This window comes from Breznakia pachnodae (assembly GCF_030814225.1).
Taxonomy (GTDB): domain Bacteria; phylum Bacillota_I; class Bacilli_A; order Erysipelotrichales; family Erysipelotrichaceae; genus Breznakia; species Breznakia pachnodae.
The window spans coordinates 513,608-538,166 of sequence record NZ_JAUSUR010000002.1 but is presented as its reverse complement, the minus strand read 5'-3'; the positions used below and the strand labels follow the sequence as shown (position 1 = coordinate 538,166).

At 32.8% G+C, this 24,559-nt stretch carries 15 protein-coding genes; 6 read left to right on the top strand and 9 right to left on the bottom strand.

Annotated features, from left to right (window positions below):
* Positions 1–47: 47 nt before the first annotated feature.
* Positions 48–1,799, top strand: a complete 1,752-nt coding sequence (locus J2S15_RS08355) for an ABC transporter ATP-binding protein (protein ID WP_307407243.1) — start codon at positions 48–50, stop codon at positions 1,797–1,799.
* The gene (locus tag J2S15_RS08350; protein WP_307407241.1) at positions 1,792–3,681 is read left to right on the top strand and encodes an ABC transporter ATP-binding protein; all 1,890 of its coding nucleotides are present in this window, start codon (positions 1,792–1,794) and stop codon (positions 3,679–3,681) included. Before J2S15_RS08355 ends, J2S15_RS08350 begins: the two co-directional genes overlap by 8 nt.
* A 38-nt stretch (positions 3,682–3,719) precedes the next feature.
* Here the strand turns inward: J2S15_RS08350 and J2S15_RS08345 are convergent, their stop codons facing one another.
* Positions 3,720–8,027: an SdrD B-like domain-containing protein gene (locus tag J2S15_RS08345; RefSeq protein ID WP_307407238.1), complete on the bottom strand. Its 4,308-nt coding sequence runs from the start codon at positions 8,025–8,027 to the stop codon at positions 3,720–3,722.
* 174 nt (positions 8,028–8,201) lie between these two features.
* Between J2S15_RS08345 and J2S15_RS08340 the strand changes: the two genes are divergently transcribed.
* From J2S15_RS08340 to J2S15_RS08325, 4 genes are all read left to right on the top strand, one after another.
* Positions 8,202–8,894, top strand: a complete 693-nt coding sequence (locus tag J2S15_RS08340) for a response regulator transcription factor (protein ID WP_307407236.1) — start codon at positions 8,202–8,204, stop codon at positions 8,892–8,894.
* Positions 8,884–10,011, top strand: coding sequence for a HAMP domain-containing sensor histidine kinase (locus J2S15_RS08335; RefSeq protein WP_307407234.1), 1,128 nt, complete (start codon positions 8,884–8,886; stop codon positions 10,009–10,011). Before J2S15_RS08340 ends, J2S15_RS08335 begins: the two co-directional genes overlap by 11 nt.
* A gap of 71 nt (positions 10,012–10,082) precedes the next feature.
* Positions 10,083–10,829, top strand: a complete 747-nt coding sequence (locus J2S15_RS08330; RefSeq protein WP_307407233.1) for an ABC transporter ATP-binding protein — start codon at positions 10,083–10,085, stop codon at positions 10,827–10,829.
* Between the two features lie 2 nt (positions 10,830–10,831).
* Positions 10,832–13,192, top strand: coding sequence for an ABC transporter permease (locus tag J2S15_RS08325; RefSeq protein ID WP_307407231.1), 2,361 nt, complete (start codon positions 10,832–10,834; stop codon positions 13,190–13,192).
* A 46-nt stretch (positions 13,193–13,238) separates the two neighbouring features.
* Here J2S15_RS08325 and J2S15_RS08320 read toward each other — a convergent pair whose 3' ends face one another.
* The 8 genes from J2S15_RS08320 to J2S15_RS08285 all read right to left on the bottom strand — a co-directional run bounded on the left by J2S15_RS08320 (position 13,239) and on the right by J2S15_RS08285 (position 24,553).
* On the bottom strand, positions 13,239–14,918 hold the full coding sequence (locus tag J2S15_RS08320; RefSeq protein ID WP_370872500.1) for a toxin Cry1Ac domain D-VI-related protein: 1,680 nt from the start codon (positions 14,916–14,918) through the stop codon (positions 13,239–13,241).
* A 302-nt stretch (positions 14,919–15,220) separates the two neighbouring features.
* Positions 15,221–16,564, bottom strand: coding sequence for an RNA polymerase sigma factor (locus J2S15_RS08315; protein WP_307407227.1), 1,344 nt, complete (start codon positions 16,562–16,564; stop codon positions 15,221–15,223).
* 212 nt (positions 16,565–16,776) lie between these two features.
* Entirely contained in the window at positions 16,777–18,279 is a 1,503-nt protein-coding gene (locus tag J2S15_RS08310) for a PTS transporter subunit EIIC (protein WP_307407225.1), read from the bottom strand.
* A 9-nt stretch (positions 18,280–18,288) separates the two neighbouring features.
* Positions 18,289–18,954 (bottom strand): N-acetylmannosamine-6-phosphate 2-epimerase, encoded by a 666-nt coding sequence (locus tag J2S15_RS08305; RefSeq protein WP_307407224.1) that lies wholly within the window; start codon positions 18,952–18,954, stop codon positions 18,289–18,291.
* Between the two features lie 4 nt (positions 18,955–18,958).
* Positions 18,959–19,801, bottom strand: a complete 843-nt coding sequence (locus J2S15_RS08300) for a PRD domain-containing protein (RefSeq protein WP_307407222.1) — start codon at positions 19,799–19,801, stop codon at positions 18,959–18,961.
* Positions 19,798–20,286 (bottom strand): PTS sugar transporter subunit IIA, encoded by a 489-nt coding sequence (locus tag J2S15_RS08295; RefSeq protein ID WP_307407220.1) that lies wholly within the window; start codon positions 20,284–20,286, stop codon positions 19,798–19,800. Before J2S15_RS08295 ends, J2S15_RS08300 begins: the two co-directional genes overlap by 4 nt.
* Before the next feature lie 317 nt (positions 20,287–20,603).
* Positions 20,604–23,162, bottom strand: coding sequence for a toxin Cry1Ac domain D-VI-related protein (locus J2S15_RS08290; protein WP_307407218.1), 2,559 nt, complete (start codon positions 23,160–23,162; stop codon positions 20,604–20,606).
* Positions 23,163–23,203: 41 nt separating this feature from the next.
* Positions 23,204–24,553, bottom strand: a complete 1,350-nt coding sequence (locus J2S15_RS08285; RefSeq protein WP_307407216.1) for an RNA polymerase sigma factor — start codon at positions 24,551–24,553, stop codon at positions 23,204–23,206.
* Positions 24,554–24,559 lie beyond the last annotated feature (6 nt).

The window sequence follows — 24,559 nt, the reverse complement described above, 5'->3', positions numbered from 1 at the left end:
CTTAACTTACACACAAATATGTAACACGTTACGGATTGGAGGTAACTATGATTAAAACATTATTAAAAAGTTTAAGAGAACATAAAAAGGCAACGATACTAACTGTTATATTATCCGTATTTGAGGCAGCATTTGAAATCATTATTCCACTCTATATGTCAGATTTAATCGATTTTGGAGTTTATGATGGAAAAATGGATGTGGTACTTAAGTATGGAGTTGCATTGGTTATATTTGCGATACTTCAATTATTGACTGGTATGTTTGCGGCAAAGATTGCAGCAAATGCATCTGCAGGGTTCTCAGCAAACCTACGTGAAGACATTTATGATAATGTGCAGACGTTCTCATTTTCAAACATCGATAAGTTTTCAACTTCTTCGATTATTACCAGATTAACAACCGATATTACAAATCTTCAGAATGCATTTCAAATGATTATTCGAATCGCAGTTCGAGCACCAGTAATGATTATATTTTCTATGATTGTTGCATTTCGTATAAATTTTGAAATATCTTTGGTATTTCTTGCTGTTATTCCAATTATGCTAGTTGGTTTATTAATCGTCCTTCGTTTGGCAAAACCAATTATTGATCGAGTATTCTGGACATATGATAAATTAAATAATACGGTACAAGAAAACTTACATGGAGTTCGTGTAGTAAAGTCGTTCAACCAACAAAACAATGAAATTAAAAAGTTTGAGAAATCATCAAAGTCAATCTTCATTGATTTCGCCAAAGCTGAACGAATCATCGCATTCAACTCTCCACTTATGCAGTTTTGCATGTACGCATGTATGATTCTGATTTCATGGTTTGGTGCAAAAGCAATTGTTGCCAGTGGAAATGTCGCATCACTTGGATTAACAACTGGAGAACTAACTGCATTATTTACTTATGCCACTCAAATTTTATACAGCCTAATGGCTTTATCAATGATATTTGCAATGATTACAATTGCTTCATCGTCAGCTGCTAGAATAGTAGAAATATTAAATGAAAAAACGGATATTAAAAATCCTGAAAATCCTGTAATGGAAGTGAAGAATGGAGACATTAGTTATGATCATGTTGATTTTGTCTATGCAGCGAAAGCAGAAAAGAAAGTAATTACAGATGCTACATTTACAATTAAATCCGGAGAATTCATTGGTGTTATTGGTGCTACCGGTTCTTCAAAAACATCACTTGTTCAACTGATTCCACGCTTATATGACGTCAGTAGTGGAAGTGTAAATGTTGGTGGTATTGATGTTAGAGAATATGACTTAGATACGCTTCGTAATGAGGTAGCAATGGTTCTTCAGAAGAATACATTATTCTCAGGAACAATCAAAGAAAACCTGCGTTGGGGAAATGAAGATGCAAGCGATGAAGAAATTATGGAAGCTTGTCGATTGGCATGTGCTGATGAGTTTATTGAAACTATGCCAGATACTTATGACACATACATTGAGCAAGGTGGAAGTAATGTATCTGGTGGTCAAAAACAACGTTTGTGTATTGCTCGTGCCTTATTAAAGAAACCTAAAATTCTTATCTTAGATGACTCTACAAGTGCAGTTGATACAAAAACGGATAAAAAGATTCAGGATGCATTTAAGAAATACATCCCTGAAACAACAAAAATTATTATCGCCCAACGGATTGCTTCGGTACAGGAAGCAGATAAAATCATTGTATTAGATGATGGTAAAATTGAATCTTTTGGAACACCAGAAGAACTTATGAAAACAAGTAAAATTTATAAACAAGTATTTGAATCGCAACAGAAAGGTGGTGTACTAGATGAATAAGGAACAACTAAACATGAATACAATCAAACGATTACTATCTTATCTTAAAGAACATAAAGGAGGATTAATTATCGTATTGATTTGTATTATTTTAAGTTCACTTGCAAGTGTTGCTTCTTCATTGTTTCTACAATCCCTAATTGATGATTACATCATGCCATTACTAAGTGATGCAAATCCAGTATTCACTGAATTAATTAAAGCATTGTTTATGATAGGTATTGTATATCTGATTGGAACAGCTGCAACACTAATCTACAATATTGTAATGGTTACGATTGCACAAGGAACTTTGAAACAAATTCGTGATGAAATGTTTAATAAAATGCAGTGGTTACCAATTCGCTATTTTGATACCCATGCTCATGGTGATATTATGAGCCGTTATACCAATGACACCGATACCTTACGTCAGGTAATCGCTCAATCATTGGCACAGTTATTCTCTTCAGTATGTACGATTGTTGCAGTGTTCTGTGCCATGCTTTATCAAAGTGTTTATCTGACAATTGTTGTTATTATTGCAGTAGTAATTCAGTTATTTATCACAAAAATATTTACAGGTAAAAGTGGATTCTATTTTGTGAAACAACAGAATACCCTTGGAGTTCTTGATGGTTTTGTAGAAGAAATGATCAATGGTCAGAAAATTATCAAAGTATTTTGTCATGAAGAACAAAGTAAAAAGGAATTCCGCGAACACAATCATGAATGGGAAGATGCATCTGCCAATGCAAACGGTTATGCAAATGCATTAATGCCAGTTTCTAACTCAATCGGTTATGTTCAATATGTAGTTGTAGCAATCATTGGTGCATGGATGGCAATTAATCAAGTAAGCAACTTAACCATTTTCGGTACCAATATTATTACTTTAGGAACTATCGCTTCTTTCCTTACATTATCTCGTAACTTTACTAGCCCAATATCACAAGTTGCCAATCAGTTTAATTCTATTATAACGGCACTTGCAGGTGCTACTCGAATCTTTAACTTAATGGATGAGAAACCAGAAGAAGATGATGGTTATGTAACTCTTGTAAATACAATTGAAGATGAAAATGGAGATATGAATGAAACAACAAGCTACACTGGAACTTGGGCATGGAAACATCCTCATCATGATGGAACGACTACTCTAACAAAGTTATCTGGTGAGGTAGTATTTGAAAACGTAGATTTTAGTTATTCTCCAGAAAAACAAATTTTATACGATATATCATTATATGCAAAACCTGGGCAAAAGATTGCGTTGGTTGGCGCAACCGGTGCGGGTAAAACAACCATCACTAATCTGATCAATCGATTCTATGATATTGATAATGGTAAGATTCGTTACGATGGTATTAATATCGAAAAGATAAAGAAACCCGATTTAAGACGTTCATTAGGAATTGTATTACAGGATGTAAACTTATTTACAGGAACAGTAATGGAAAACCTGCATTATGGAAATCCAAATGCAACTGATGAAGAATGTATTGAAGCCGCGAAACTTGCGAACGCTCATAACTTCATTATGATGTTGCCAAATGGATATGAAACAGTTTTGAATGGTGATGGAAGTGACTTGTCACAAGGACAACGCCAATTGATTTCTATTGCCAGAGCAGTTGTTTCTAACCCTCCAGTAATGATATTGGATGAAGCTACTTCTTCTATTGATACTCGTACTGAAGCACTCGTACAAGAAGGAATGGATCGTATGATGGAAGGTAGAACTGTATTTGTAATTGCCCATCGTCTATCAACCATCATGAATTCTGATGTGATTATGGTAATGGATCAGGGACGAATTATTGAACGTGGCAGTCATGATGACTTAATTAAAAAGAAAGGTACTTATTACCAACTTTATACAGGTGCATTTGAATTAGAATAGAAAAAACCAAACACGATTTTGTGTTTGGTTTTTTTCATCTATTTCCTTCTAAAGATTAGTTCTTTTTTTCGATCTAGAATCACTCCAAGTGAACCTGCTGCCAACAATATCCATAAAGTATTGTTGGTTGTATCTCCTGTAGCAACATTTGTTGAATTTGCTTTCGAAGGGTTTGCATTTGGTTTTAAATCATCTGTTGCATCAACTGGTGGTTTCGGTGTTTCCTTATCATCCGGATTATCCGGTGTGTCTGGGGTATCAGGTTCTTCTGGATCCACTGGTGTAGTAGGATCCGTACCTTCTGATGTTTTCTCATTTGTTACTGTGTACTCCCAAGCAAAGGTCTTTGTATCATTTAATGAAATACGATAAATCGTATCATTAAGTTCATACCCTTCTGGTGCTGTTATTTCTTGTAATTCATAATCACCAGCTTTGATTTTTTCATAAATGATTTCTCCATCATCGTTGCTCTTTTGATTTTCAACTACTGCAATCTTATCTAACGACAATTCAAATTCAGCCCCATCTAATCTTGTTTGATCTTCACTATCTTCCTTAATTATAGTTAAATCATAATATGGTTGTAATCCAAGGTTTTGATCTGAAACGTTACTGTTCGCTACAACTGTAATTTTATCAGTAATGATTGTATCATCATTAAATACGGATACATCATTCATTACAATTCCTCTAGTAGTTGCTGCAAATTTTGGTGCACATTTCAAATATTCACTATATTCATCAGCAATACTAATCTGAACATAATAGTCACCTGGATCTACATCTGTAAAGATAAAACTTCCGTCACTTGCAACTCCTGTTTCATCTATCACATCATTGTTGTCATCAAGTAATTCCACTTTCAGAATTTGTACATCATTTTCATCTACATTATTAGTAAATGCCTGATCTACAGATTCTCCATTGTACATACTATCATAGTTCATATCATAGAAAATTGATCCTGAAATCGTTTGGTTTGCCTGATACATTCCTAAATCACAATCCATATCTGAGACACCACTTGTAAATTGTAATACTCCACTTTCAACTACACCGTCTGTGTTATTTAATGTGAAGATATTTCCATCAGGTGATGTTCCAAGTTGAGATACAACAAATCCTTCTTTTGGTTGTGTTGTAATCTTGTATTTTCCTGGTTTCACTTTATAGAACGTATAGATACCTTGATCATTTGTTCTTGTTGTATACGTTTGTGAAGTAGCATTTCCACTGTCATCCAATCGTACCAATGTTAATTCATAATTACTGATTCCTTTTTCACCACTATCATATTGGCCATTCATATTTTCATCATTCCATACCAAATCACCAACATTTAATGTGCGATAGAATCCCGCATCAACATTCTGGCGGACTTCACCTTCTGCCAATACTACATCTGCTTCTACCTGTACTCCTGCATTATCCCAATCAACGAAATCACTATTCACATCATCGCCCCCAATATTTGGAGTAGATAGATAATACTGTGGTCCCATATAATTCATTACAACTGTATATTTCCCAGGGAACAATCCAGTAAATTGATATAATCCATTACTGTCGGTTACAGTTTCCGCAACAATATCACCATTCTTGTCTAATAATTTTACTTCTTTATTTGTAAACAATGGTTCATCAGCATCTTTCATATCATTTCCATTTAAATCTTCCCATGCAACTCCAGATATCTCTGCATCTGCACTATAGGTAGAAGAATAAATTCCTGATTTATAAGGTTCTCCTGGAATAATATAAGTTCCTGTATCTAGTTTTCCACCATACCCTATACTGTTCCAAGCAACTTTTACCTTGCTTTCTGGTTGCGGTACTTTTACTTTTACGATGAACTCAATTGATTCATTTTGTTCAAGATTATTAATATCAATACGAATGGCATTTGCATCTGTATAAGATGTATCTGACGCTAACCCATTAAAAGCAGTCCATGTATTATTATCTGACGTAAAATCAGATAAATCTTTTATATTGTTATCATAGGTTGCATCTTCACTAAATGCATAATCTACAATAGCAGTACTACTTGTTGTATAATCAATTGACACAAAGTCAGTAACTAATGTTGAGTTTTTAGGATTATCCGTCATTACCAAGCTATCTGATAATTCAGGCAACATATCAATCACTCTTAACTGTGTGAATTTTGAACTACTGTTATTGGTAATACTAATTTTGTAATATACTTCTTGATCCGTTAAACTATCCCAATCTGACTGTGTCAACATAATATTCTTAGTATAGTCAGTACCATTGATTGATACTTCTTTGCTTACATCAAGATCAACATGTTCAAGGAAGGTAACTGCTTGTCGACTCACTCCTGAGTTGTCTTGCGTATAAGTTCCTACTGTCTCAATAAAGTTATCATGTGTAGCATGCACATATTTTTGATTAGGATTTTCTGAAGCAAAATATGATGAGAAAGTGGCGCTTGTTCCACCTGTACCAACTGCAGTTATTTTCACTGCATATTGATTACCATACCAGCTTTGTGAAATATCCTTGTTGTAATGTACAACAACTAATGTACTGCCATTTGATATTGTTCTTGTCTCAAACGTTGCATTTGGAGCATTGTTTGGATTTACCAATTCCACTTTCTTAAAATCCACATTTGCAGGAACTACAATATATCCTACTGCTGATAACAAATCTCCTGTTCCATCTACATTATTCATATTTACCTGGTAGGTAAATGTTTCACCAATCGCAGGGCTTCTTGGAGAAAACATCGATCCCCAGTCATCAGCTAATCCGGGATTTGATAATCCTATACCAGCTCCTCGATCAATATAAGTTGTTGTGAAGGTATGAACATTATTATCATCTTCTTCACTAATTTTTGTATAAGTAGATGCACCAACATCTTTTTGTTCACCATAAATGCTCAATGTGTTAGTTAATCCATCATCCAATCCAGTTGTTCTGTTTGTAATTCCTGCAAGCGTATCTGCTTCCATTGTAATTACAACTTTTCCTGCTTCTAAAGGAATCGTTGACGTCCCATTATAATTAAAATCATATTTTAACTTTGTAATGTACTCATCACTATCCAGACCTAAATCAGCAACTAATACTTGCCCACTTGATGTAAATTGAGATGTAGCAGTTTTCCAACTAGAATCTTTATTTGTCTGATAAGAAACCTTTGTCTTTACTAATTCTGTAAGCGAAGGATTTACACTTGTTTTAGCACTCCAGCTAATTTTAGAAAATTGTAGTGCATCAAAATATTCACTTTCATTTGCCAAAGGATCATCAATCAAATAAACATCTTTCAAATCTGATTGTGGACGCAATTCTACTTCATAAATCACTTTTTGTCCTGACTCACGAATCACTGTTGAAGAACCTTCTTTGGTAAAGAATTCTTTTGCATCTGTTGATTCACCTGAACCAATTGGGTAGACTAAATCCTTAACAACACCAGTTTCAATTATTTGTGTACCAATACCATCACGAGTTCCACTATAAGTAACATCGATTAATCGCTCATCTGGAGCATCAACAAAATCATATTTATAGTTCAAGACAATCACTTGCTTAACACCACTTGTTAATAAACTACCAACAGATACTTCTATGTATTTTCCATTACTATCTGTTTGTACAGGGTAGTTTGTTCCATTGTACATCGCACTATAAAGTATAATGTCATCCGGTAAATCTAATCTTACACTAGCATTGTTATGATCAAGTCCTCCAATGTGTGGTTCAGGAGTTAAAGTAATCGTAGCAGTATGAATTACATGCGCTGATTTATCTTCTTTCTCAACTGATAAAATCGGAGTTTGCTGATCACGTATTTCTAATTCCACTTTTCCAGAAATTGGTTGATTGATATTCGCATTTGTTGCACTGACCTTCACTTCAGGCTCAAAAACTCTCAGGGAAGCATCAGTTGGATACTTACCTTCTTTGTATGCAAATTCAAAATCCATCAGAAATAATTTAGCAACACGAATATCTGTGTTACCAGTAATTGTGATTGTCTGACCAGTCTGTGTAATTGTAAATGCACTGTTTACTGGCATTTTTTTAACTTCTACACTAGAAGGAATATCGAATGATATATTTAAACTTTTAATTCCACTTTCATTCTCATCCTCTTCGCCAATTGCAACACTATTCACTTGTAACTGTAATACAAATGTTTCGCCCGGTTGCACTACACTCTTGTCAAACTTCACTTGTGTATCTATATTTGCTATAGCTACACTTCTTGTTACGCCCTCCTGCGAAAACGCAGGTGTAATCATCGCCGAAATGATTACGAATGCACTCAAAAAGAATGCAAAAATCTTTCTATTTTTATTCATTGTTCCGCACCTCATAATTTAGACTAACAGTTTTCCCTTTTCGTTCATAAAATTTCCCAATCAGTTGCTTCATTCGATAATATCGAACGATATGCAATGTTTATATCCAACAAAACTAACAGAGAAATTACATCTTAACTATAGGTATGGTATTATATTTTAGAGGACTAACTTATGAATGAAAAAGACATATTGATTGTCGATGATGATATCGATTTAAGTAATATAACCAAAGATGTATTGGATGATTATGGCTACACAACTGATATTGCACATCGTTTTTATGATGCGTTAAATAAAATGGAACAATACACTTACCGATTACTCATTCTGGACATTAACTTACCAGAAGGTAATGGCTTTGAGTTTTGTGAACATATACGTAAAGAAAGTAATATACCAATTCTATTTATTAGTGCGAGAACTTCAAGTGATGATAAAGTAAAAGCATTAGAAATAGGTGGAGATGATTATCTTTCCAAACCTTATCAGTTGCAGGAGTTACTTGCTAGAGTAAATGCACAGATGCGTAGAAACTACGATTTTAAAAAGAGCGAAGTTTTAAAGAATGGTGATCTACAATTGGATGTAAATGCACGTACCGTAACTGTTAATGATAAGAATATAACACTATCTTTAAGAGAGTTTGATATACTGGAATACTTTATGCGTCACATCAACCAGACGATTCATAAAGAAGCATTATTTAATGCCGTATGGGGAAGTAACAGTGATACAGAGATATCTACACTTGCTGTTCATATTCGCTGGATTCGTGAAAAGATTGAAAATGATCCAACAAATCCAGTTTATATAACTACTATCTGGCGAGTTGGATATCGTATGGAGAAGATGAATGAAAAATAAATTTAACTTGATGTTTATTGTGAGCATCTTAAGTATTTCTTTATTCTATTTTTTAAGTTATCAGTCACTGAATAGTGATAATATAGACTATGCAGATCAGAAAATATTATTAAATGAAATTGAACAGCGTAGTGAAGAATCACTAGATATAAATGAACAGATTGATCAGTTGGAAAATACATTAATTAAGCAATCTGCAAATCAGGAGGCAATTAAATATTTAGGTATCAGTTATATTGCTTTGCTTCTCCTAATCGGAATTCTTTATTTCTATTTATATTCAAGATTAATTCGACCGTTCAAAAAAATGGAAGTGTTTGCGCAAGAAATTGCTAATGGAAACTTAGATTTTCCACTTCTGGAAAGCCGAGGACAACTGTTTGGTTCTTTTAACTGGGCATTTGATCATATGCGTTATGAATTAAAACGGGCAAGAGAAAATGAACAGATTGCGATTCTAAATTCTAAGACAATGATTGCTACTATCTCTCATGATATTAAAACACCGATAGCATCTATCAGCGCTTATAGCGAAGCACTACAGGCAAATCTTGATAATACAACGGAAAAGCGTGAACGCTATATTCAGGTTATTCTTCATAAATGTAGTGAAGTAACACAATTAACGAACGATTTATTTCTTCATTCCCTATCTGATTTAGAGGAACTGGCATTCACAATGACGAATGAAGATAGCAAACAATTAATAAATGAGCTAAAGAATGATTGGATTCTGCAATATGGAGATCGTATTGAATTATCAAACAATCTACCTATGATACAAGTATCAGTAGATAAACGAAGATTTACACAAGCAATGGAAAATATTATTAGTAATGCAATGAAGTATACTGAAGGAAACGTTACTGTTTCTTTTCATGAGTCTGAGGACTATTTTTCTGTTTCGATTAAGGATAATGGTTCAGGTATTCAAGATGTAGATATGCCGTTTATTATGGATAAGTTTTATCGTGGGAAAAACACTGAGAATAAACCGGGAGCAGGTTTGGGATTATTTATTGTACAAGATATTATGAATAAGATGAATGGAAAAATAGAGTTAAATAATTCACCTTCTGGTTTAGAAGTTATCTTATCTCTGCAACGTGAAAATTAAACATTTTATAAGATTTAAGGATTTCTTAATAAATGAAATTGTAAAATGAGTTTACGTTATTGGAGGAGCATATGTTAAAAATAGTAAATATAACAAAGAGTTATGCAAACAATGGTGTTCAAAACCATGTGTTATCAAATTTAAGTACTGAAATACACGATGGAGATTTTACTGTAATCATGGGAAGTTCGGGTTCTGGTAAATCTACATTATTATATTGTTTAAGTGGAATGGAAGAAATTACTTCTGGTGAAGTGTATTACAACGATAAAGCAGTTCATAAAATGAGTGAGAAGGAAGTTGCCAATTATCGTCGAAACGATATTGGATTTGTATTCCAACAAATGCAGTTGATTGAAAATCTTACCATTTTTGAAAATATCGCAATACCAGGATATTTAGTTGAAAAGAATACAAAGAACGTTCATAATCATGCAAACGAACTTCTGAAACAATTTGAAATTGAGAAAGTTGCAAAACATCTTCCTTCACAATGTTCTGGTGGGGAACAGCAACGAGGTGGAATCGCCAGAGCCCTTATTAACAAACCATCTGTAATCTTTGCAGATGAGCCTACAGGGGCGTTAAACTCAAAAATGAGTATCAATGTATTAGATGCACTTACATCAATCAATGACAAAGGCCAAAGCATTGTCATGGTTACTCACGATGTGAAAGCAGCACTACGAGCAAATCGAATCCTATACTTGCAGGATGGAACTATCTTAGGAGATTTAAAACTACCTTCTTACCATGACCAAGATTCTAAGAGTAGAGAAACTCAAGTTATCTCTTGGTTGACAAGTATGGGGTGGTAACAATGGCTACCATAAAGTTAATCAAGGCGTTTCTTAAGAAACAAAAAGTATATGCCATTAGTATTTTTATCTTAACGCTTATCATCTCTGCATCATTCATTTCTATATGCAGTGTATTAATTGATGGTAGTCAACACTTTGATACTATTAATGAAAATAGTAATAGTCCTGATTTCATTAACTGGGTTACCCCACAGGATTATGATGAAGATAAAATTAACACAATTGAATCAAATGAATATGTTGATTCCGTAGAAAAGACACAATCCATTAGTTTTTATTCAGATAAAGTTACAGTTTCTATTTTTATTAATGGTGAGAAAACTGGTCATTCAATTCCTTTTCGATTATACGAGCCAAATAAACATAGTTATGTATTAGAGACAAAAGATTCTAGTTATACACCAAGCCAAGGAAAGGTGTTTCTCCCTTACATTTATAAAGAACTATATGATTGTGAAGTAGGGGATTACATCACAATTGAATATCGTGATGTAGAACTCAAATACGAAGTAGAAGAGTTTTATGAACATCCTTTCTCAAGTTCTAGTATGCTTGGATTTAAAGAAATTCTTGTGAATGAAGATGACTTTGAAGATATGAAAGAACTCGATGACGATGTAGTCATTTTGAATACTTCTTTATATACCTATCTAAAAGATGATACAAGTGAAGATACAACGACTATACTACGTAGTTTAAATAAAGAGAGCGATATAGAAAACTATGGCGACTTTGCTTACTCGCTAGAATTCTTTAAACAAGGATCTTTGATTTTACTGCAAATCATTTCCGTAATTCTATTAATCTTTATTGCTATTCTATTTGGAATTGTTTTATTAGTTATTAACTATGCGATTAAATCAAGTATCGAACGAGATTACAGTACCTTTGGTGTATTAAAAGCATTAGGATTTACTGGTAACCAAGTATTAAAAATAGTAGTAACTCACTATGTCTTAATTTCTTGTGTTGGAATTTTATGTGGAGTTGTCTGCAGTTTTGGATTAGTAACCTTTGTAGGGAATATACTAATGAGTGGTACTGGGTTTATTTATCAGACTCATATAAATCTTGCAGTATTAATTTTTGGAGCTGTTGGAATTGTAATTTTCATTGTGCTGCTTTCGATTCTTGCAGCAAGAAAAGTAAAGAAAATATCTCCAGTTCAGGCAATTGGAAAAGGGAAGGCACCAGTATATTTCTCAAATCATTTAAATGTGAGTATTGATAAACTATCATTCTTACCATTTACACTACGTTTATCACTAAAGCAAATCATTACTAATCTACGTCAATATGTAGCAATCATCTTAATGTCTGTCTTTCTAATATTCAGTATGATTACGATGATGAATGTAAAACAGGAATTTACTGAAAAAAATGTATTAAAATTAGTTGGCGTTCAGGACGCAGATATCTGGATTCGTTATAAAGAATATGATGATAAGATGAATGATGAAATATTGTCATTTATCGAAAAGGAAGATGGAATTGAAAATGAATTTATGGAAGGGAACACGTATCTTACAATCGAAAACCTAAGAGTATTCAGCGCAAGTATGAACAACTATGATACAAGTACAATTCAACCAGTGGAAGGTAGATGGCCAAAATACAAGAATGAGGTCAGTATCACAAAAGTAGTCGCTGATTCCATTGATAAAGAATTAGGTGATACGGTTATGATGCGTTATAAAGATGGCGAAGAAAAAGAATATGTTATTTGTGGTTATCATCAGACAATGAATGAATTAGGTAAATATATATTCCTTAGTGAGGAAGGAATTCAACAACTTGATGAAAGTTATGAAGAAAACTCTGTAAGCATTGATTTAAAAGATGAAAGCAAAACCAATGAACTGGTAGACAAACTAAAAGATACATTCAATGATGATAATATTGATGTTGTGAATCTCCAGGAGAATATGGGCTTTCAAAGTGAGGTTGTTGTTGGGGCAGTACAAAGTGTTGCCAACGGGGTAAACATCTTTGCAATTGGTTTAGTAGCAATTGTAGTATTGCTCATCAGTTCCATCTGTATGGAACGAGAGAAGATGGATCTTGGAGTGATGCGAGCACAGGGATTCACAGTAAGACAACTACGAATGATGTTTACCTTACGATTCACAACTGTCGTATTGGTTAGTGGAGTTGTATCATTATTCATTAGTTTATTAGTAAGTGACTGGTTATTATCTCAAGCCTTATCGATTGCAGGAGTATCTCACTTCAGTTCAGAAATTGGGTTTGAAAACACCTTTCTTCCAATCTTACTGATTACCGGATTTATCTTTGTATTTAGTTATGTAGTGACAAGAAAAATTAAGAAAGTGAATGTTGTGAAGTTAATTAAAGAATAGAAAAAAGCGATGACTAATAATATTCATTAAGTCATCGTTTTTAATGTTATTTTGTCAGTTTTCTTTTGTATGCTATAAGACCAAGAAGTGACATAGTTGCTGTTAATAATCCAATATAAAGTTGAATATTACTAGTATCACTAGTGTTCACCGTACTCCCTCCTGTTGTTGATGTAGTACCAACGCTTGGTTTAGAAACAGTTGGTGTCGTAGAAGGTGTTGCAGGTTTTAAAATCGGATTGCTTGTATTTTGTGCATCCAATTGTTTTTGTGCTTCATCAATAATTGATTGTAGTTGATCCTTCAATTCACCATTTGGTAGTTTATTTACTAAATCCTGAGCTTTATCAATTTCTTTTTGAGTTACACCAGTGTTTAGATTACCATCCTTATCCAATAAATCTTCTACTGCGTTCTTTGCATCCAACATTGATTGGGCTTTATCAATTTCTTTTTGTAATTCCTCTTTTAAATCACCATTTGGTAATTTATCAACTACTTTTTGTGCATCATCAATATTCCCTTGTGTTAATCCATCAATAATATCAGTGTGCGCTTCATCTGCAAATAGACCATCTACTTTATCTTTGGCATTCAACATATCTTGTGCTTTATCAATTTCTTTTTGCAAATAATTTTTCAAGTCATTATCAGTAAGTTTGTTTACTGCATCTTGAGCATCATTAATTGCTTTCTGATCTGTAGTGTCTTTGATATTAGTGTGTTTGTCATCAGTAAATAAATATTCTACTTTCTCTTTTGCAGTTTTCTCATCCAACTGCTTCTGTGCATCATTAATCTTTTCCTGCAGTTCTTGCTTTAATAACCCATCCGGTAATATATCTACTTTTCCCTGTGCATTATCAATAGTTGATTGATTTACAAAGTCATTAATTATTCCATCACTAGCAAACATTTCTTCAACAGTAGTTAATGCATTCAGCATCGATTGAGCTAAATCAATATTATCTTGCCATTGTTTCTTTTCTGATACATCAATTATAAAATCTGCACTAATTTGTGCATTATCAATATCTATTTGTGTTAATCCTTCAACAATATTAGTTTTATCTTCAACCAATAAGTTTTCTGACAAATTATCATATAAAAATACTCCTCCATTCATTTCTAATAAAGTCGTAACATTTGGTCTTGCTTGTATTAAGTTAGTTCCTCTGATATCCAAATAGCGCAATGTCGTATTTGATGAAAATCCAACTGATGGATTTCCAGATATTGAGTTATTCCTTAGACTTAAAATAGTTAACGAAGTACAATTGCTGTAAATAGATTGTGGAAAATCTCCAGATAAGTTATTATCACTTAAATATAATTCTGTTAATCCTGTCAAATTTGATAAACTTTCTGGAATTACTCCTGAAAAATTATTGTTTTGTAAATAAATTCTCTTTAATGCCAGATATGATCCCAATGATGCCGGAAGTTCCCCAGACAGATTATTCCCACTTATATCTAACAAGCTTAAGAATGACAAATTTGACAATTCCACTGGTATAGAGCCACTTAAATTGTTATTATCCAATTTCAATCCTCGAAGCATAGACATATTACCCATAGAGCTAGGTAATTCCCCAGACAATTGATTGTTATTCACATAGAAATAATAAACATTCTGCAAATTCCCTATATTCGCTGGAATTTGTCCTGTGAACTGATTTCCAGATATATACATCTCCCTAAGTGACGGATTTGTGAAATATTCAATTCCATCAATTGATCCTGTTAATCCACTATTTTCTACATTTAATACTGTTTGAGAAAAAGCTGCTGCCTCACCTTTGCTTATATATCCATCTGAATTACTATCTATCCCAGGATAATTTGCTAAAATAGCATCATGAAGTGGTATCGAATTTGATGTAAATGCCCAGTCTGCTGGAGCTAGATTAGGATCCGTAAGTGCTGCAATATTATTATTTAATAATACAGTTATTAATGTTGCTATTAATGTAAAGCAACTTAATGATATAATGATTTTTTTTCTTTATTTTCATAATTCCTCCAATATTAGTTTATAGTTACAAAATACTCTATAAATTGTCCGTCGATATTGAATATCATAATAACTAATTCACCCCTAAATTCTCCATGAATTATTAGGTTTTTATCTATTTTGTAAACTTCGTCTTGATATTCAATATATGATTTTTTAAAGTCCATTTGTGATAGTTCATCATCTATGTTTAACTTAATGTATTCTTTGTAATTGTAGACCTCTACTAATTCCAATGCATATTCATTGATTGTACTTATCTCAAAAACTGTTTTATTTCCATCAATTACGATAGTATATAGACCATTGCTTTTCGCCTGTAGAATGATTTCAGAATTTTGTTTTTCATATGCAATTTCTTTTTCATTAAACATAATTTTTATATCTCTGTTTTTTTTACTTTCCTTTAATGTAATAGAAACTTCTACAGATGTCTTTGTTGGAAAAGAACTATAAATAATACTTTCAACATCAGGGTTTCCTTGAATTTTTTTGAGCATATTTATATCATTAACAAATGTATCTTCTTTAACATCATATAAATTTGTATTACTTGAAAAATTTGCATTTATATATGCGAACAATACAAAAGAAGAGACAACTAAACTTATTACTTTAATTACTGTTGTATTTGCTACTTTCTTTAAGTTCATTCTATTATTTGTTAAGTAATTCTCTTCATCAAAACATAAATCTTGCTTCAAAAATAATTCTTTTCTTTGTTCATCTAAAACTATTTTCAATAACGGTAATAATGCTAGAGTATATATTTTAGTGTTATTCTTCTCTTCATACTTCATGATTAGAGTTTCTAAGTTCTTCCTTCCAGCATGCAATCTAGATCTTATCGATCCAGAATTATAGTTAAGAATTTCAGCTATTTCATCAATTTTGTATTCTTCAAGATAGTATAATGTAATAACCTCTCTTTGTCTTCTTGGAAGTTTTCCAATAAATGCTTTAATAAGATGCTTGGTTTCATTTAAACTATATAACTCATGTGGTATATACTCATTTCTGTTTTCTTTGATTAAATATTCCGTATTTTCTCCAGTTTCTTCATCAAACAAAAATTCCTTTTCCAATCTTTTACTTTTTCTTAAATGATTCAAACTACAATTTCTTACTAACCGATACATCCATGCAGTAAAGTTTTCGGGATTCTTCAACGTATCTAGTTTGTTGTAAATACGAATCATTACTTCTTGTGTTACATCTTTCGCTTCTGCTTCATTACCTACGATTGTAAAACTCCAATAATAAACTCTAGAAATAATCTGTGAGTATAACAACTCAAATTGTCCCTTATCTTTTTGGACCTCTTTGACAATTTGGGTAAGTTGCTCTTTCTTATCCATAGTTTCGCCCTCCTTAATTATCAAATTTACTTACCCTTAAGTATTAAACACATCAAAAGTAAGTTATGTTCGCTTTTATTTTAAATTTACAACACTCATTTTATCTACCTAACTATTTGTCGCAATAAATGCAGTTATCGTTCATTATTTCAAAACAAAAAAGAAGAAATTATAATTTTTATAAGAATTATAATTTCTTCTTCATGTTTTATTTATTCATCTAAATCTAAAATGTCGGCAATATTGTTTTTATATAGAACTGCTTTCGCTCCATAGATTGCTTGGATTCCACCACCAACTTCTAATACATCAGTGGCTCCTAAACGTTTTAATACTTGCTTATCTACTTTACTCATATCAATCACTGATATTCGAAGTCTGGTGATACATGCATCTACATCTTCTATGTTATCTCCACCACCTAACGCATCAATTATAACTAATGCATCGTCTCGTAAAGATGATTTGGTCGTAATTGATGTTGCTGGATCCTCTTCATCTTCACCACGTCCTGGTGTCATAATGTTGAACTTGGTAATAAAGAACCGGAATGAGAAGTAATATAATACTGCCCAGAAAATTCCAACCGGAATTTGTAACAACCAGTTTGTACTTGCATTTCCTTGTAATACTCCGAATAAGGTAAAGTCAATTGCTCCTCCTGAAAATGTATTCCCAATGGATATATTTAGGATATCAGCAATAAAGAATGAGATACCATCCAGTAAAGCATGGAATACGTATAATAGTGGTGATACAAACAAGAACATAAACTCAATAGGTTCGGTAATACCTGTAATAAATGATGTTAGTGCTACTCCTAGAAATAGCCCTCCATACATTTTACGTTTGTCTTTTGGAACACAGTGATACATTGCAAGACATGCTGCTGGTAAACCAAACATCATAGTTGAGAAACGTCCAGCGAAGAAACGTGTTCCTTCTGTAAATAATCCTGTGTGGTTTGGATCTGCTAATTGTGCAAAGAAAATATTCTGTGCACCTGCAATTGTTTCTCCTGCAACTACTTCAACTCCACCTAGCTCTGTATACCAGAACATTGGATAAATCATATGATGCAATCCAACTGCTCCACATAGACGCATTAGGAATCCATAGAAGAAGGTACCTACTGGTCCAGCTTCCGCTATTAATTCTCCACTGTCAATTAATAATCTTTGAAATGGTGGCCATACTAGAAAGAAGATGGCTCCAATAAAAATCGCTGCAAATGAAGTTGCAATCGGTACAAATCTTGAACCTCCGAAGAATCCAAGTACTTGTGGAAGTTGAATATTCTGATAACGGTTATGCAGGAATACGGCAACACAACCTACAAAGATTGCACCTATAACTCCTGTGTCAATTGATTCAATTCCACTAGGTTTAAATACAGTAATCATAGCAGAGATAGTTGCAGTCATTACTAAGTAACCTACAACACCTGCAAGAGCAGCTGTACCTTTGTCTTTTTTCGCTAATCCTATACATAATCCAATACATAATAACAATGCTAAGTTTCCAAATATAACACTTCCTGCTGCAGACATAATTTGGAAAATTGCCTGCAGAAAATCATTATCTAAGATTGGATACGTTGATATTGTGTTAGGATTGGAAAATGCTCCTCCAATTCCTAACAGCAATCCTGCTGCTGGCAATATTGCGATTGGCAGCATGAACGCCTTTCCAATTTTTTGTAATTGTTTAAACATACTCTCTCCTTATTTAATAAACGACACAAATCGTTCTGTAATTTCTTGTGGTCTGGTAATTGCTCCTCCAACAACGGCACTAAAAGCACCAACTTTGAATACTCGTTCCAGTTGCTCTGGATAATGAATCTTTCCTTCAGCGATGATTGGTACTTTAATTAACTTTATCGCCTGTTCAATGATTGCATAGTTTGGTCCATCTACTTGTTCACTGTATGGTGTATAACCACATAGGGTTGTCGATACACAATCAAAACCAAGTTGTTCTGCTTTGATACATTCTTCTAATGTTGAACAATCTGCCATTGCCAACACATTGTTTTCATGAATAAGTGAAATCAAATCTTCAATCCTTTCACCATTTGGGCGAATACGATCAGTTGCATCTAATGCAATCATTTCACAGTTTGTTGTAAGCAATTCTTCTACTTCTTTTTTTGTTGGTGTGATATAAATATCACTATCTTTATAATTACGTTTAATGATTCCAATTACTGGAAGATCACAAACCCGTTTTATTTCTATAATATCCTCTACTCCTTGTGCACGGATTCCAGCAGCTCCACCTTGCTTTGCTGCAACTGCCATTCTACCCATAATAAAACTGCTGTGTAGTGGTTCTGCTTCTAAAGCCTGTGCTGAAACGACAAGGTTTCCTTTTATTTTATCTAACATTGTTTTATCCTTTCGAACTTAAAATAATGTTTTGAATATGAAGTGCTAAGTATCCGATTTCACCTTCTGGTAATTCTACCCCATATTCTTCTTTTACCATAATTGATAATTTTCTTGCCAATTCACATGTTTCTGGATAAGTATCTTTCAATGATTCCGTAATTGGATTGCTTAATGAAACATTGTTTTTAGCGCGTTCAAGTGCAAATTTTAAATGGGTAACTAAGCGAGCTCTCTCTAAACTTTTTGGATCCAGATTGATATCTAACTGTTCTTCAATGAACTTCATGCTTGCCCCGATAATTTGACTATAAAATGCTGTTTTAGAAGTTTTTGTATTCTTTAATGCTGAATGAACATGCATTGTAATAAACCCTACTTCACTCTCTGGCAAAGAGATGGATAGTGTTTCATTAATATATGCAAGCATTTCTTTTGAAAATGCATATTCTTGTTCATACATAATACTTAATTCATCCAAGAAAATATTATGTACTTCAACTTCATTTTTATAACGGTAAATTGAGAAATTCAGGTGATCTAATAGCGTCACGTGTAAATACTCGCTATATTGATTCCCAAATCGTTGGCCAACTTTCTCAATTACATCTTCTACTACAGCAACTACTTCTTCTTCACTTTGTTTTACTAACTGCTCATATTTCGACAAACTCTTTTGATCTTGAATATGATAGATTTTTTCAATCTTCTCATTATCAATAATATCTCCCTGTTTTTTCTGAAACCCTATCCCCTTACCTAATAAAATACATTCATTGTCTTTCCCTTTTTCATGACATTGTACAATGTTGTTATTAAGTACTCGTTTTACATGATACTGCATCATTGTTTAAATCGAAACAACACTGTTTCGCCTTTAATGACTTCATCATCATTGCTTTGTGTATATTCCACTACACCATCACTTAATGGGCTTGTCATAATACACAAACAATCAGTAGGTAAGCCTTTACTAGCTATGTAGTCAAAATCTACATTCAGTAGTGGTTGTCCAACTTTCACTTGCTGACCTTCTTTCACAAGCACTTCAAACCCTTCACCTTTTAGTTCTACTGTATCAATTCCAATATGAAGCATAATTTCTACTCCACTTGAACACACTAGACCTAAGGCATGACGAGTTGGAAATATCATTGCGACTTTTGCATCCACTGGTGATGTAATTAGAGAATCTGTTGGTACCACTGCGATTCCTCTTCCTACATGTCCCTGTGAAAACACTTGATCAGGTACAAGAACTAAGTCTTTTACCTTACCATCTGCAAAACTATACACTTCCATTTTCTTTGATCTTCTAAAAAAGTTTGCCATTTTATACCTCCTGTAAAACAAAAAAAAGCTCACTAAATTCGTTGTTTGAATCTAATGAGCTCTTGCCTGATATTTTCAGTAACACGCTACATTCACATTATATGGGCAGCACAAACAATTGTCAAGCGTTTTCGATTCAACCTCAATTTAATTATTTCCACTTCTCCCAAGTATTATATTTATGCCTTAATTATATCAAAAGAGTCACCTGTATCATAATAGTTTATGATTTTTTCAAACATTAAAAAGCTACCGATTTTCATCGATAACTCTTCGTTTTACATATAATGAAGGGCGATTCTTATATGCATATTTAATTATTCTGTTTCTTTTCTTTTATACACTACTGCAAATCTAGCAAGAGAAACTACTAACATTCCAATTAATAATAATGTATCTGTATCATCACCTGTATTCACATTACTTGAGTTTGTTGAAGATGAAGTAGTGGTATCAACGCTTGGTTTAGATGTCGTTGATGTTCCTGGTGTTGGCGTTTTAGAAGCATTTGATTTAACATCTACTGTTAATGTAGTATTTACTTTTGCGCCACTTACAAACTCCACTTCTACTTTATAATCACCATTTGCTAACGTTTTTAGATATGCTTCTTTTAAGGTAATTACTGTACTTCCGCTCGTCACTTCATAATTATTTACATCTAGTTCTTTTCCATCTACATAAACCTTTGAAAATTTCTCAACTGGTGCATCAATCTTTGTATAGACTGTACCTGTACCTTTGAATACTGCAAAGTGCTCAATTATCACATATAATTTTTCATCTAATTGTTTTTGTGCTTCATTGATTTTATCTTGTAATTCATCTTTCTTATCACCATTTGGTAATTTATTTACTAAATCTTGTGCATTATCGATATCATTTTGTGTTAAATCATCTTTGATTTCTCCATTACTATCTGGCTTAAATAGATCTTCTACTGCTTTTTCTGCTTCTCTCTCATCAAGTTGACGTTGTGCTTCATCGATTTTTTCCTGCAGCTCATCTTTTAGTGTACTTTCTGTCATTGAATCTACAACTAATTGTGCTTCATCAATATCTTTCTGTGTTAATTCGTCTGTTATAGTTCCATCATCTTTAAATAAATCATCTACAGGCAAATATTTAACACTATTGTCATCAGGATTATATTCAATTTTTCCTGGATAAGTTACATCTGTACCACTTTCACTAACAATGGTTCCTTCAGGTAAAATCGCTTTTCCATCACTATCTGTAGTAATATCAATTACCTTATCTGAAGGTACAGTAAGCACTCTTTCATCTGATGTAACATTACCTTTTGCATCAACACTTCCACCTTCTGGCATATAAGTTACGTTACCATTATCATCCGTAACAATCGTACCAGCAGGCAATGTCGCCTCATCAATATTAGTATCAATTGATGCTGCTCCACCATTCACAGAAACTACTGTTTCTATATCACCAACTGTTGCTGTTGATGTACCAGTAACCGGATCATAAGTACCAGTATTTTTAGCAAATGTATAATCATCTTCAGTTGAAATGATTCCATCTTTTACTGTTACTTTTCCACTGAATGTATAGATTCCACCACCAGATAGAATCGTACCTCCTGTTTCAAGAACGATTGACCCATCCGATTTAATATTTGAAGTATCTGCTCCTCTAATAATATTTCCTTCTAAATCAACAAGTGCACCTTCTGTTAGTTCATATTCTTCTGCTATTGCTCTTCTATCTAACTCATCAATATTAACAACGAATTTATAAGTTCCTGTAGTATCTGCTGCTGCAACATAATATCCATATGTAGGCTCTATTGAAAGTGAACCTGCAGTTACATTGATTTGTGTATATTCTCTTTGATTGTAAGCTTTTGAACCACTGACACGGAAGTTAATAACATCTGAAAGGTCAGCATTAGTTGATTTAGTTACACCTAAATTTACTAAACTTGAGAAACCTGATAAGTCCATTGTTGGAATACTAGTTAGTTCATATTGAAATCTAGTAATACTTGCCTGCGATGTTGAAGATATATCAATACTGGTTATTGGGTTAGATGTAAGTATTACTGTTGTTAAAGCATCTGTGTTACTTACATCTAATTCTGTTATATAGTTGAAGCTTACATCAATGCTTTGAAGACTCAATTGCGCTGACACATCTAATGACTGTAATTTATTTACACCCACATTAATTGTAGTAAAATTTGCTGATGTAGTACTAGGAATATCAACTTCTGTTAGTTCATTAATCGCTACATTCATTCCTCTTAACATTGGTGTGTTTGCAATATTTAAACTAGTCAAATTATTAGTTGATGCTGTTAATGTTTGTAATTTTTGTAAGCCTGACACATCCAATTCAGTTAGTTTATTATTACGACAATTTATTGTTGCTACATTTGTGAAATATTTGATTCCTTCTAAAGATTCGATTTCTCTTTCAATCGGAGAAACATTTGTTGTAGTATTAATTGTTGTGATATTAGCTGTTGTTAATAGTGTCGTTTCATCATAACTTCCGCTAGTCATTAATAGAATATTTTCTGCTACATAGGTTCTAAAGTTGGCATCTGGAAATGCCTCGCCTAAAGTAGTAACACCAGCAACTAATTCTGTTGAGGATGTAGCTACAATAGATGCACGTTGCAGTTCAACTTTATCATCCCTTGTAGTTTCTTCTTCAGTAGAAAGTGTATCTTCTACTTCTACTATTTCTTCTTGTTGTTCTGTTTCCTCTATTTCTTCTATTGTTTCCACTTCTTCAGTATCTTGCATACCTTCTAATGCATCATCTGCACTTATTACATTACGTCCTAAACTAAATAACATAACTACAGCAAGTAATCCAAGTAGAATTCTTTTATTATATTTTGATTTCATTATTTCCTCCTAATAATTTTTATCGTTTATACTCACATTTATTAAAAATCTATTACATAATCGATATGAAGTTCTTCATGATTGAAAATGATAATTCTTGTGTATCCCTTAAATGACCCATATATCCTTAAACTTTCATCAATTTTGTATATCTTTCCATTATTTTCTATATAAGATTTTTCATAATCAATTTGTCCCATTTCATCATTTATTACTAACTGTAACGAATCTTCATTATAAATTACATCAATTAGCTCTGGTGCATATTCATCAATTGAAGTAATTTCAAAACCTACCATTTTTCCATTTATAACAATTGAATATCTACCATTCGCAGTTATATTCATAACAATTGTATTTCCATCCTTTTCAAAAAATAAACGATGATTATCTGATAGAATTTGAATATCTTTTTGATCTACTTCTTTTTTCAGTTTTATCGTTACTTCAAGCGAATTTCTTGTTGGGAAAGTTAAGTAACTAATACTTTCAATATAAGGGTTGCTATTTGCTTTGTTGAACATTTCTAAATCATCTGAAAGTAAGTAATCAATATTCAAACTTTTAATTACTGCATCCTCAGATTGATTGGATACGAACATACTTAAGAGACCAACAATAACAATTATGACTATTATTACGTATAGATTATTTGTAATAATATTTATTATTCTACTGAATCGGGAACCCTTGATTTGATCATGAAAATTTTTATCATACCTTAAATCCTGTCTGGCACATACCTCATCTCTATATTCGCGCAAGAATAATCCTAGCAATGGAAGTAGTGCAAGAGAATACAACTTTGTATTATTCTTTTCCTCATACTCATTTACTTGATCTTCAATCTGCTTTCTTCCTGTATGTAATCTTGATTTAATGGTCCCTACTCTCTGATCTAATATTTTAGCTACTTCACCAATACTTAATTCTTCAAGATAATAAAGAATAATTACTTCTTTTTGTTTCTTTGGAAGCTTTTCAATAAACTCGCCAACAATTCTTTTTGTTTCGTTTAAATTATAGATTTCATTTGGTAATGCTTCTCTTCTATATTCAATTATGTTTTCTTCAAGTTTTCCTGAGAATTCATGGTCATCGAAAAACTCATATTCTTTTCTTTTTTTGTTATCTAAATATCGATAGCAAATATTTCGCACAAGAATATACATCCATGATGTAAACCCTTCAGGATTTTTTAGTGTATGCAGTTTATTGTAAATACGAAGTATTGCTTCTTGTGAAGCATCTAATGCATCACTCTCATTTCCAATAACGCTATAGCACCAAAAGTAAACCTTTTTTACTATCTGTGAGTATAGTAACTCAAATTGTCCTCTGTCTTTTTGAACTGTCTCGACAATCTGGGTAAGTTCCTCTCGCTTATCCATAGTTTC